At 69.5% G+C, this 11,706-nt stretch carries 10 protein-coding genes; 4 read left to right on the top strand and 6 right to left on the bottom strand.

Features of this window, described 5'->3' with window-relative positions:
- Window positions 1-124 precede the first annotated feature (124 nt).
- The 5 genes from mmsB to AB0G10_RS29205 form a co-directional block, all read right to left on the bottom strand.
- Window positions 125-1,375, bottom strand: a complete 1,251-nt coding sequence (gene mmsB / locus AB0G10_RS29225; protein WP_360928593.1) for a multiple monosaccharide ABC transporter permease — start codon at window positions 1,373-1,375, stop codon at window positions 125-127.
- Window positions 1,372-2,907: a multiple monosaccharide ABC transporter ATP-binding protein gene (gene mmsA, locus AB0G10_RS29220; protein WP_360928590.1), complete on the bottom strand. Its 1,536-nt coding sequence runs from the start codon at window positions 2,905-2,907 to the stop codon at window positions 1,372-1,374. The genes mmsB and mmsA overlap by 4 nt, the downstream gene beginning before the upstream one ends.
- A gap of 83 nt (window positions 2,908-2,990) precedes the next feature.
- A complete protein-coding gene (gene chvE, locus AB0G10_RS29215) occupies window positions 2,991-4,121 on the bottom strand; it encodes a multiple monosaccharide ABC transporter substrate-binding protein (protein WP_360928587.1) in 1,131 nt (376 codons plus the stop codon).
- Window positions 4,122-4,168: 47 nt separating this feature from the next.
- Window positions 4,169-5,656 (bottom strand): L-arabinose isomerase, encoded by a 1,488-nt coding sequence (araA, locus tag AB0G10_RS29210; protein WP_360928584.1) that lies wholly within the window; start codon window positions 5,654-5,656, stop codon window positions 4,169-4,171.
- Between the two features lie 125 nt (window positions 5,657-5,781).
- Window positions 5,782-6,777 (bottom strand): LacI family DNA-binding transcriptional regulator, encoded by a 996-nt coding sequence (locus tag AB0G10_RS29205; protein ID WP_360929011.1) that lies wholly within the window; start codon window positions 6,775-6,777, stop codon window positions 5,782-5,784.
- A 156-nt stretch (window positions 6,778-6,933) separates the two neighbouring features.
- Between AB0G10_RS29205 and AB0G10_RS29200 the strand changes: the two genes are divergently transcribed.
- Window positions 6,934-8,355 (top strand): DUF2252 domain-containing protein, encoded by a 1,422-nt coding sequence (locus tag AB0G10_RS29200; RefSeq protein WP_360928581.1) that lies wholly within the window; start codon window positions 6,934-6,936, stop codon window positions 8,353-8,355.
- Window positions 8,356-8,364: 9 nt separating this feature from the next.
- On the top strand, window positions 8,365-8,781 hold the full coding sequence (locus AB0G10_RS29195; protein WP_360928578.1) for a TIGR03618 family F420-dependent PPOX class oxidoreductase: 417 nt from the start codon (window positions 8,365-8,367) through the stop codon (window positions 8,779-8,781).
- Here AB0G10_RS29195 and AB0G10_RS29190 read toward each other — a convergent pair.
- Complete coding sequence (locus tag AB0G10_RS29190) at window positions 8,761-9,786, bottom strand: M12 family metallopeptidase (RefSeq protein ID WP_360928575.1); 1,026 nt, start codon at window positions 9,784-9,786, stop codon at window positions 8,761-8,763. The two genes, AB0G10_RS29195 and AB0G10_RS29190, sit on opposite strands and share 21 nt — an antisense overlap.
- Window positions 9,787-9,886: 100 nt before the next feature.
- Here AB0G10_RS29190 and AB0G10_RS29185 point away from each other — a divergent pair, with 100 nt between their 5' ends.
- Together AB0G10_RS29185 and AB0G10_RS29180 are read left to right on the top strand one after the other, a co-directional pair.
- Complete coding sequence (locus AB0G10_RS29185) at window positions 9,887-10,798, top strand: pirin family protein (protein ID WP_360928572.1); 912 nt, start codon at window positions 9,887-9,889, stop codon at window positions 10,796-10,798.
- A 72-nt stretch (window positions 10,799-10,870) separates the two neighbouring features.
- Window positions 10,871-11,203, top strand: a complete 333-nt coding sequence (locus tag AB0G10_RS29180) for a hypothetical protein (RefSeq protein WP_360928570.1) — start codon at window positions 10,871-10,873, stop codon at window positions 11,201-11,203.
- Window positions 11,204-11,706 lie beyond the last annotated feature (503 nt).

The following is an 11,706-nucleotide window of genomic DNA, read 5'->3' as shown; positions in this document are numbered from 1 at the left end:
GCGGTCGGGGACGGGTTGGGCCTTCGTACCCGATCAAAGGGTTTGAAAAGAGCCGGCGCTCCGGAAAACCGGAGCGCCGGCTCTGGCGCCGTCCCGCCAAGGCCCTGTCAGGACGGCATGCCGGTCAGCGGGCGGCCGAGGTCCGCCGCTTGGACCAGACGTCGAAGGCGACGGCGGCGAGGAGCACCGCGCCCTTGACGAGCATGACCTGTTCGGACTGGGCGCCGAGGAGGCCCATGCCGTTGTTGATGACACCCATGATGAGACCGCCGGTGATGGCGCCCACGACCTTGCCGACACCGCCCTGGACGGCGGCGCCGCCGATGAACGCGGCCGCGATGGCGTCCAGCTCGAAGCTGTTGCCGGCGGTCGGGTTCGCCTGGTTGAGGCGGCCGGCGAAGATGATGCCGGCGAGCGCGGAGAGCACGCCCATGTTGACGAAGAGCCAGAAGACGACCGACTTCACCTTGACGCCGGAGAGCGTCGCGGCCTGCAGGTTGCCGCCGACCGCGTAGATCTGGCGGCCGAAGACGGCGCGGTTGGTGACGACGGTGTAGCCGACGACCAGGGCCGCGAGGAGCACCAGCACCCACGGGAGGTTGCGGAAGCGCGCCAGCTGCACGATCACGAACATGATCAGTACGGCGGGGACGGCGACCTTCGTGATGAACAGCCACAGCGGGTCGACGGCCTGGTGGTACTTGAGCCGGGCGGCCCGGGCGCGGTACTGCACGAACGCCATGGCCGCCACGACCAGCAGGCCGACGATGATGCTGAACAGGTCGGCGCCGCCCAGCGGGCCCAGGGCGATGTTGCCGAGGAAGCCGTCGGTGAAGCCGTTCGCCAGGGTGCGGACCTCGTCCGGGAACGGGCCGATGCCCTTGTTGCCCAGGATCATCAGCGTGATCGCGCGGAACAGCAGCATGCCGGCCAGCGTCACGATGAAGGCCGGGATGCCGAAGTAGGCGACCCAGTAGCCCTGCCACGCGCCGATGATCGCGCCGAAGACGAGCGTGCCGATGACCGCGATCGGCCAGGGGAGATCCCAGTTGACCATCATGACCGCGGCGAAGGCGCCACAGGCGGCGACGACTGAGCCGACCGAGAGGTCGATGTGGCCGGCGATGATGATCAGGATCATGCCGATCGCCAGAACCAGGATGTACGAGTTCTGGACGATGATGTTGCTGATGTTCTGCGGGGCGAGCATGTCGCCGCCGGTGAGCACCGTGAACAGCAGCACGATCAGCGCGAACGCGATGTAGATGCCGCTCTGCTTCAGGTTGAAGTTGAGCTTGAAGGGCGCCTTGCCACCAGGGGCTCCGGCCGGACCCTTGCCGACGGCCAGGTCGGCGTTGGTAGGTGCGACCGTCACGGCGCTACCTCCTGTTCTTCCTTCGTCATGAGGGTCATGAGACCCTCCTGCGTCGCCTCGGCCCGGGCCACCTCGCCGGTGATCCGGCCGGCCGAGAGGGTGTAGATGCGGTCACAGATGCCGAGCAGCTCGGGCAGCTCGGACGAGATGACCAGGATGGCTTTGCCTTCGTCGGCGAGCCTGTTGATGATCGTGTAGATCTCGTACTTCGCGCCGACGTCGATACCCCGCGTCGGCTCGTCCAGGATGAGCACGTCCGGGTCAGTGAAGATCCACTTCGAGAGTACGACCTTCTGCTGGTTGCCGCCGGACAGCTTGCCCACGATCGACTCGACGGTCGGCGCCTTGATGTTCATGCTGGCGCGGTACTCGTCGGCGACCTTGTGCTCCTCGTTGCCGTCGACCCAGCCGCCCTTGGCGAGCTTCGTCAGACCGGCCGCGGAGATGTTGCGCTTGATGTCCTCGATCAGGTTGAGGCCGTAGCGCTTGCGGTCCTCGGTGGCGTACGCGATGCCGTGGTCGATCGCCTCGCGCACGTTCCGGGCCTGGATCTCCCGGCCGTCCTTGATCAGCTTGCCGGTGATGTTCACCCCGTACGACCGGCCGAACACGCTCATCGCCAGCTCGGTGCGGCCGGCGCCCATGAGGCCGGCCAGGCCGACGATCTCGCCGCGGCGCAGGTTCAGGTTGACGCCGCGGACCAGGGCACGGTCCGGCTGGGTCGGGCTGTAGACGGTCCAGTCCTCGATCCGCAGAGCCTCCTCGCCGATGGACGGCGTGTGCTCCGGGTAGCGGTGCTCGAGGTCGCGGCCCACCATGCCCGAGATGATCTTGTCTTCGGTGAGGTCGGCCGTGTCCGCGGTCCAGATGGTCTTGCCGTCCCGCAGGATGGTGACCCGGTCCGAGATGCTCATGACCTCGTTCAGCTTGTGCGAGATGATCACACAGGTGATGCCCTCGTCGCGCAGGCCGCGGAGCAGGCCGAGCAGGTGCTCGGAGTCCTCGTCGTTGAGCGCCGCGGTGGGCTCGTCGAGGATCAGCAGCTTCACCTTCTTGGAGAGCGCCTTGGCGATCTCCACCAGCTGCTGCTTGCCGACACCCAGGTCGATGACCGGCGTGACAGCGCTCTCCGCCAGGCCGACCCGCCGCAGCAGCTCGTCGGCCGCGTGGTTGGTCCGGTTCCAGTCGATGAAGCCGCGCTTGCTCTGCTCGTTGCCGAGGAAGATGTTCTCGGCGATCGACAGGTTGGACGCGAGCGCCAGCTCCTGGTGGATGATGACGATGCCGCGGTGCTCACTGTCGCGGATGCCGGAGAATTCGCAGGCCTCGCCGTCGAACTCGATGTCACCGGAGTAGGTGCCGTGCGGGTAGACGCCGGAGAGCACCTTCATCAGGGTCGACTTGCCGGCCCCGTTCTCGCCGCAGATGGAGTGGATCTCACCCCTGCGGACTTCCAGGTTGACGTCCTGCAGCGCCTTGACGCCCGGGAACGTCTTGGTGATGCCGCTCATCCGCAGGATCGTGTCGGTCATGGACCCTCCTATGGGCCTTCGTGCGCCTCAGCCGTGGAGACCGCGCCCCGCCCGCTGGGGTCGGGCGGAGCGCGGAGCCCGGGTCACTTCAGCTGGTCGGCCGTGTAGTAACCGGTGTCGACGAGCTGAGCCTGGTAGTTCGACTTGTCGACGATGACCGACTCGAGGAGCTGCGACGGGACGACCTTCACGCCGTTGTCGTAGTCCTTGGTGTTGTTGGTGGTCGGGGTCTGACCCTTGAGGACGGCGTCGGCCATCTCGCCGGCGACCTTCGCCAGCTGGCGGGTGTCCTTGTAGATGGTGGAGTACTGCTCACCCGCGACGATCGACTTGACCGACGCGACCTCGGCGTCCTGGCCGGTGACGATCGGGTACGCCTGGGCGGCGGTGCCGTAGCCGTTCGACTTCAGCGCGGAGAGGATGCCGATCGAGATGCCGTCGTACGGGGACAGCACGCCGTCCACCTTGGCGCCGTCCTTGTAGGTGGAGGTGAGGACGTTCTCCATGCGCTTCTGCGCGGTGGCCGGGTCCCAGCGCAGCGTCGCGACCGTCTCGAACTTGGTCTGGCCGCTCTTGACGTTGATGACCTTCTTGTCGATGTACGGCTGCAGCACGCTCATCGCGCCGTTGAAGAAGAAGGTGGCGTTGTTGTCGTCCGGCGAACCGGCGAAGAGCTCGACGTTCAGCGGGCCCTTGGCGCCGGCGTCGCTGCCGTCGGCGTTGAGGACCTTGAGGCCGGTCAGCAGCGAGGTGGCCTGCTGGACGCCGACCTTGAAGTTGTCGAAGGTGGCGTAGTAGTCCACGTTCGGGCTGTTGCGGATCAGGCGGTCGTACGCGATGACCGGGATGTTGTTCTGCTTCGCGTTCTCCAGCTGCGTGGTGATCGCGGTGCCGTCGATCGACGCGATGATCAGGACCTTGGCGCCCTTGGTGATCTGGTTGTCGAGCTGCTGGGTCTGCGTCGGGATGCTGTCCTCGGCGTACTGCAGGTCGACCTTGTAGCCGAGGCCCTCGAGCTGCTTCTTCAGGTTGTCGCCGTCGGCGATCCACCGCTCCGAGGAACGGGTCGGCATGGTGATGCCGACCAGGGCGCCGGCGTTGTCGCCGCCGCCAGCAGCCTCCTGGTCGACGGTCTTCTCGGCGGAGCCGCAGGCGGCCATCGTGGCGACCAGGGAGGCAGCGGTCAGGACCGCCGCGAGCCGGGGGTATTTCACTTTGGATCTCCTCTTTGAGAGCGGTGTTACAGCTTTTCCAGGACGTGCTACAGCGGCCGGTTGAGGCGGTAGTACGCCTGGTTCCAGCGGACCCGGTCGGCGAAGTCGGCCGGGGTGGTGCGGTTGTCGATCATCAGTAGCTCGGTCTGCGCCATCTCGGCGAAGTCGCGCAGCGTCTCCGCGCCGACGGCCTGGGTGAGCACCGTGTGGTGCGGGCCGCCCGCGGTGATCCAGCACTCGGCCGAGGTGGAGAGGTTCGGAGCCGGCTTCCAGACCGCCCGGGCCACGGGCAGGTTCGGCAGCGGCTCGTCCGGCGGAATCACCTCGATCTCGTTGGCCACCAGGCGGAAACGGTCGCCCATGTCGGCCATGCCCATGACCACGGCGGGTCCGGACGCGGCGTCGAAGACCAGCCGGACCGGGTCCTCCCGGCCGCCGATCCCCAGGGGGTGGATCTCGGCGCGCGGCTTGGCGGACGCGATCGTCGGGCACACCTCGAGCATGTGCGCGCCGAGGATCTTAGGCTCGCCCGGCCCGAAGTGGTAGGTGTAATCCTCCATGAATGAGGTGCCGCGCCCGGTTCCGGAACCCATCGCCTTCACGGTGGCGACGAGGACCGAGGTCTTCCAGTCGCCTTCGCCGCCGAAGCCGTAGCCGTCGGCCATGAGGCGCTGGACGGCCAGGCCGGGGAGCTGCCGGAGGCCGCCGAGGTCCTCGAAGTTGGAGGTGAACGCGCCGAAGTCGCCTTCGGTCAGGAACCGCCGCAGACCGGCTTCGATCTTCACGGCGTAGCGGAGGGAGTCGTTGCGTTCCGCGAGCAGCTCAGACGAGATTTCGTACATGTCCGAGATTTCGCTGATGAGCTTGTCGATCTCCGCGTCGGTCGTCGCGTCGACATATTCGACAAGATCATTGACACCGTACGTGTTGACGGAGACGCCGAACTTCAGCTCGGCCTCCACCTTGTCGCCCTCGGTCACCGCGACGTCGCGCATGTTGTCGCCGAAGCGCGCCACCCGCAGGCTGCGCAGGTGCTGCCAGCCGATCGCGGCGCGGGTCCACGACTCGATCCGGGACACGATCGCCGGGTCGGAGGCGTGACCGGCGACGACCTTGCGCGGCACGCCGAGCCGGGCCTGGATGAAACCGAACTCGCGGTCGCCGTGGGCGGCCTGGTTCAGGTTCATGAAGTCCATGTCGATGGTGGACCACGGCAGCGACACGTTGTGCTGGGTGTGCAGGTGCAGCAGCGGCTTGCGCAGCGCGTCCAGCCCGCCGATCCACATCTTGGCCGGCGAGAACGTGTGCATCCAGGCGATGATGCCGATGCAGTCCCGGTCGGCGTTCGCCTCCAGCATGAGACGCTTGATCGCGCCCGAGTCGGTCAGGACCGGCTTGCCGACGATCTCGGCGGGCAGTCCGCCGGCGGCCAGGGTCCGCTGGATCTCAGCGGACTGGTCGGCCACCTGCTGGAGGGTCTCCGGGCCATACAGGTGCTGGCTGCCGGTGAGAAACCAGATCTGTGGTTTCGACATCAGGGGTGTACCTCCGAAGGGGGGCCGGGAGGTGGCGGGGGCCACACTCCGGCGGAGCAGGCCCTAGTGTTATCGCTAACAAAACCCCCGTCAACCCCCGTCGGCAACAACGAGGTAACGGCTCTTTAACCGAGCATCGGTAAGGGCCGGCCGACGCTCTCCCGGACCACCAGCTGGGGTGGCACCACGATGTGATCGGCTGTGCCCGAGTCGTCACGCATCTGACCCAGGAGCAGGCTCAGCGCGGCCCGCGCCACGTCGCCGAAGGCCTGTCGGACGGTGGTCAGCGGCGGAATGAAGTAGGCCGCCTCGGGCACGTCGTCGAAGCCCACCACGCTCACGTCGTGCGGCACCCGGCGGCCGCGCTCGTGCAGGGCGCGCAGGATGCCGAGGGCGAGGTGGTCGTTGGCCGTGAAGATGGCGGTGACCTCGGGCATCCGGGCCAGCATCTGACCGGCGCGGTAGCCCTCGGCGGCCGACCAGTCGGCGGAGAGCAGCGGCGGTACCTCGGCGCCGGCCTCCTCGAGGGTCTGCCGCCAGCCCTGGATGCGGCCGGCCGAGTCGAACCAGTCGGTCGGGCCGGAGACGTGCCAGACCGTCTCGTGGCCGGCGTCCAGCAGGTGCCGGGTGGCCGCCCGGGCCCCGGCCACCTGGTCGACGGTGACGGTCGGCCGGCCGCTCGCCGGGTCGCCGTCGATGAAGACCACCGGCACGTCGGACGGCAGCTCGGCCAGGGCCTCGGCGGCCGACGCCACGTTCGCGATCACGACCAGGCCGGCCACCCGCTGGTCCAGGTGACGGTCCACCACCGCGGAGATCGAGGAGCGGTCCAGCTCGCGCACGCTGCCGACGCTCACCGCGAAGCCGGCGTCCGCCGCGGCCTGCTCGAACTCGGTCAGCATCGAGGCCGGGCCGTAGAGGGTGCTGTTCCGCGCCACCACACCGATCAGCTGCGAGCGGCCGGTCACGAGCGCCCGCGCGGCCCGGTTCGGCCGGTAGTTGAGCTCGGCGATCGCGGCGCGGACCCGGATCCGGGTCTGCTCCTTGACGTTGGGATGATCGTTGAGGACACGCGAGACGGTCTGGTGAGAGACGCCGGCCAGCCGGGCCACATCGGTCATCGCCGGGCTACGGGATACCTTGTCCACTTGCGCACCTCGTCGGGTCCGGTTAAATGAGGGTGTGGCAACGCAATGCGGCCGCCACGTAACGGGAATGTTATCGATAACACCCGGTATTTAACGAGCCCCTATAACGAGGACGTACCCTCAGCAGCGATGGACGGGTCACCAACACTGAACGGCCGCGTCGTGCTCGGGAGCGTAAACGACGAGGGCTTCACCTCGCTGCGCCGCGCCGCGGCCCCTCGCGCCGAACGATACGAGGTGGGGCGCTCGCTGCGCGACCACTCCCCCCGCTCGGAGATGGCGCACTGGCGACCTCCGTCCGATCGGCCCGACCCGGTCGCCCAGGTGGTGGAGTCCCACCTCGGCCGGGTGCCGCACCTCATCCCGGTCCGGATCGGCCGGATGATCGCCTCGCCGTACGCGTTCCTGCGCGGCACCGCCGCCCTCATGGCCGACGACTTCGCCCGGATGCCGCTCACCGGGATCACGCCGGTCATCTGCGGCGACGCGCACCTCGGCAACTTCGGCTTCTACGCCTCGCCGGAGCGGGAGCTGGTCTTCGACCTCAACGACTTCGACGAGGCGCACCCCGGCCCGTGGGAGTGGGACCTGCGCCGGCTCGTCGTGAGCGTCCACGTGGCCGGCCGGGAGAACGGGTTCCGGGAGAGCGCCTGCGGCGACGCCGTGAAGCACTGCGTCGAGTCGTACCGGGAGCAGATCTCGTTCCTGGCCGACCAGCCGCTGCTGGCCCGCTCGTTCGACCAGCTCGACGTCGCGGCGATGCGGTCGGCCGCGAGCCGGGCCAGCTTCCGCGACGAGATCGAGCGGGCGGCACGGCGGGCGCGCCGGCGGACCAGCGACCGGGCCCTGCCCCGCTTCACCGAGCGGCACGACGGCACCGCGCGGCTGGTCGAGGAGCCGCCGCTGATCACCCGGCTGCCCGGCGAGGAGCGCGACCTGCTCGCCGGGGCCCTGGACGGATACCTCAACACGCTGAAGCCGCACTGGGCGCGGATCCTCGGCGGCTACCGGATCGTCGACATCGCGCACAAGGTGGTCGGCGTCGGCTCGGTCGGGCTGCGCGCCTATGTGGCGCTCTGCGAGGGCAGCAGCCCGGACGACGTGGTGTTCCTCCAGCTCAAGGAGGCCCGCCGCTCGGTCGTCGCGAAGCATCAGCACGGCGAGCTCGCCTGGCACCGGCACCAGGGCCAGCGGGTCGTCGAGTACCAGCAGGCGCTGCAGACCGTCAGTGACCCGCTGCTCGGCTGGACCACCGTGGGGGATCAGCAGTTCTACGTCCGCCAGTTCCGCGACATGAAGGGCGCGATCCTGGTCGACGACCTCGACGCGGGCGCCCTGGCCGACTACGCGGGCATCTGCGGATTCCTGCTGGCGAAGTCGCACGCGCGCACGAGCGGGGCGTCGATGATCGCGGGATACGTGGGCGGCTCGGACAAGATGGACGACTCGCTCTGCCGGTTCGCCCGCGCCTACGCCGATCAGGTCGAGTCCGACCACGCGTCGCTGGTCGCGGCGGTGCGCCGGGGCGATCTTCCGGCGGAGACCTTCTAGGGTACGAGGATGAGCGGCGTGATCCCCATCGAGTCATCGGCACTTCTCGACTTCTGGACCGAGCGGCACCTGACCACGCTCACCACGCTGCGGGCCGACGGCTCACCGCACGTGGTAGCGGTCGGCGCCACCCTCGACCCGGACGCCGGGCTGGCCCGGGTCATCTCGTCGGCCACCTCGGCGCACGTCCGGCACATCCGGCGGGGCCAGCAGCGGGTGGCGATCTGCCAGGTCGACGGCCCGCGGTGGAGCACCATCGAGGGCCTCGCCGTGGTCGCCGACGACCCGGGCGCGGTCGCCGAGGCGGAGCAGCGGTACGCCAAGCGGTACCGCACGCCCCGCCCCAACCCGGCCCGGGTGGCGATCGAGGTGACGATCACGAAGATCCTCGGATCCCGGTCGCTGTCACCAGACCATCACGGCTGAGTCGCCGGCCTGCCACAGGTGGTACATCCGGGCGCGCAGCACGTAGCGCCGGCCGGCCCGCAGCTCCACCTCGAGCAGGGCGTTGCGCTCCTCGCCGCTGTCGTCGTCGGCGGCGATCTGGCGCAGCTCGCCGTCGGAGTCCTCGAAGAGCACCAGCACCATGTCGGACGAACCGAACGTCGCCAGCCGGTACGCCCGGGTCTCGTCCGGCACCAGCTCGGCGTCGAACTGCTCGCCCGGCGCCAGATCCAGCGCGCGGGACTCGAAGATCGTCAGGCGGGGCGGGCGCTCCTCCAGGGCCGGATACCAGAAGAGGGCCTGCTCGGCGTCGAGCTTGGAGATGGTGCCGGGCGGGAAGATGCCCTCCCGGTACTCCTCCGGGCTGAGCACCAGGCCGGGCGGGAACTCGTACTCCATGACCGAGTCGGGGTCCCAGCGGGTGCCCTCCACCTCGGCCGGGTCCAGCTTGCGCAGCACGTTGTGGAAGACGTCGCCCGGTGACCAGAAGTTCGGCGGGCCACCGAGGAACTCGTACACGGCCGGCTCGTCCCAGACGATCCCGGCGTTCGGGTTCTGGTGCTCGTGCGGCATGCCGAGGGTGTGGCCGATCTCGTGGCGGGCGGTGCCCCGGCCGTAGTCGTCGCGCAGGTCCCAGCCGAAGTTCATGGTCGGCTCCTGGTACGGGATGCCGAGGATGTCCCGGCCCACGAAGGACCACGAGGTGCCGGGCCGGAAGCCGATCCGCACCTGGGCCTCCTCCAGGTCCCGGACCTCCCAGAAGTCGAGGCCGATCCCGAGGTCCTTCCACTCGTCGAACGCCTCCCGGACCACCTCCTCCTGCGCGTGGTCCCGGGTCTCCGGCATGAACGCGTAGCGCAGCGGCGTCCCGTTCACCCACTTGCTGCGGCCCACGATGATCGCGTGCTGGCGGGCCACCGGCATCTCCGGCGGGAGGACGGGCATGCTGCGGGGCGGTTGGGAGCAGTACGGAAGCCGGCGGATCATGGATGTCCCCCTTCTGGACAAATCGGTCTTTTCCACCGTTCCAGGGATCCGCCGGTCCGCGCCGGGTGTACCCGCCACGACACTCCATAGAGTGGGAGCCATGAGCACCGACCTCGGGCTTCTGCTGCCGGGCCACGACGTGCCGCTCGGGCGGTTCACGACCGTACGGCGCCTGCTCCCGCACCGGGAGCGCCGGATGATCGGCGCGTGGTGCTTCGTCGACCACTTCGGCCCCGACGACGTGCGCGGCCGGCCCGGGATGCAGGTCCCGCCCCACCCGCACACCGGACTGCAGACCGTGACCTGGCTGGTCGACGGGATCATCGAGCACCGGGACAGCCTCGGCAGCCACCAGCTCATCGCGCCCGGCCAGCTCAACCTCATGACGTCCGGGCACGGCATCGCGCACTCCGAGTACACGCCGCCCGACCACCCGGACGGCATGCACGGGCTCCAGCTCTGGGTGGCGCTGCCGTCCGCGGTCCGCTCCCCCGGCTTCGCCCACCACCCGTCGCTGCCCGCGCTCCGGGAGGGCGGGGCGGACGTGACCGTCGTGATCGGACGGCTCGGTGGCGTCTCCTCGCCGGCCACGACGCACACGCCGCTGCTCGGCGCGGAGATCCTCTTCCCGGCGGCGGGCGCGGCCACGCTGCCGCTGACGCCCGGCTTCGAGCACGGGATCCTGGTGATGTCCGGCTCGGCCACGGTCGACGGGCACACCCTCGCGCCGGGGTCGCTGCTCTATCTCGGCGACGGCCGGGACGCGGTCTCCGTCGCCTGCCCCGATGAGGCACGGCTGTTCCTGCTCGGCGGGGAGCCGTTCGACGAGCCGCTCGTCATGTGGTGGAACTTCGTGGGCCGGTCGCACGAGGAGATCGTCGAGGCGCGCACGCAGTGGATGGCCGGTGAGCGATTCGGCACGGTCGAGGGGTGTGCCGCCGCGCCGCTGCCCGCCCCGGAGCTGCCGACCGTCCGGTTGAAGGCCCGGGACCGGCACGGCCGTACCCATTGAGCCTTGACGGCCCGGACGCGGCGGCGGGATTCTCGGGGGTGGACCCGCGCTCCGCAGGTCGTGAGGTGAGCCATGATCCGCTGGTGGCGCTCGCCCGCGCCGCAACCTTCCGGCCCTCCCATCGAGAGACTGGCCGCTGATCTGCGCCGGCTGCTGCGCCTTCATGACGAACTGGCGGCGTCGGCCCACGCCGGCCTCTGCGCCCACCGCCTCTGGGCCGTCGAGGCCGCGATCGCGATGCGGGCCATCGAGGCGGCCACCGCGCTCGGCGTGCGGCATCCGCCGGCGTCGCGGGCCGATCGCCTGACCCCGTCCGAGCTGTCCATCCTGCTGGCCGAGCTGGGGGCGGCCGGGCTGGCGATCCCGGGGCGGTTCGGGCGGTTCACGACCGACGGCCGGCTCTGAGACCGGAAGGGGGAGGCTGGCTGTCACCGCCGGCATGGGTGGGCGGGAGACAGCGGCGACAGCCAGCCGAGGAGGAAAGTCTTCGGTTCAGGGGAACGGCGGCGGGCGCTGGTCCCGCCGCCGTCCCTGGTCCCGGCATCGCGCCGATGGTCACCACCCGCGGAGGAACAAGGGGGGCTTCGTCCCCTGCGGGTCGTCTCGGGCGCGTGGCAGCCGCTTGACTGGGGGCGGCGGCCGCCTGCCGGGAGGTCGGCCGGTGAGACTCGGCTGGGGGGCTCGGTCGATCACCGGACTCGTGTTTCAGGCCCCCTTCATCAGGGCGCCTCAACAACCGTGCCAGGCCGGTGACCCATGATCCGTGGAAAACGTGAGTGGTGTTCGACACGCCCGGGCGTCACCTGTTCAGGGTCGTCCGCGAAGTCGTAGGTCTCCTGTGGAGAAGCTTAAAACGCGCTTAAGCCGGAACCGGCCCCGTCACCACCGTCCAATGATCATCGTTGATC

Origin of the sequence: Actinoplanes sp. NPDC023714 (assembly GCF_040639855.1) — a bacterium.
Lineage (GTDB): Bacteria > Actinomycetota > Actinomycetes > Mycobacteriales > Micromonosporaceae > Actinoplanes.
This window is presented reverse-complemented; position numbering and strand designations above follow the sequence as displayed.

What these genes read in the sequence shown, in the direction of transcription:
- mmsA (WP_360928590.1), bottom strand. Translation starts at nt 2,907, where the DNA reads ATGACCGACACGATCCTGCGGATGAGCGGCATCACCAAGACGTTCCCG.
- araA (WP_360928584.1), bottom strand. Translation starts at nt 5,656, where the DNA reads ATGTCGAAACCACAGATCTGGTTTCTCACCGGCAGCCAGCACCTGTAT.
- AB0G10_RS29205 (WP_360929011.1), bottom strand. Translation starts at nt 6,777, where the DNA reads ATGACCGATGTGGCCCGGCTGGCCGGCGTCTCTCACCAGACCGTCTCG.
- AB0G10_RS29200 (WP_360928581.1), top strand. Translation starts at nt 6,934, where the DNA reads ATGGACGGGTCACCAACACTGAACGGCCGCGTCGTGCTCGGGAGCGTA.
- AB0G10_RS29195 (WP_360928578.1), top strand. Translation starts at nt 8,365, where the DNA reads ATGAGCGGCGTGATCCCCATCGAGTCATCGGCACTTCTCGACTTCTGG.
- AB0G10_RS29190 (WP_360928575.1), bottom strand. Translation starts at nt 9,786, where the DNA reads ATGATCCGCCGGCTTCCGTACTGCTCCCAACCGCCCCGCAGCATGCCC.
- AB0G10_RS29185 (WP_360928572.1), top strand. Translation starts at nt 9,887, where the DNA reads ATGAGCACCGACCTCGGGCTTCTGCTGCCGGGCCACGACGTGCCGCTC.
- AB0G10_RS29180 (WP_360928570.1), top strand. Translation starts at nt 10,871, where the DNA reads ATGATCCGCTGGTGGCGCTCGCCCGCGCCGCAACCTTCCGGCCCTCCC.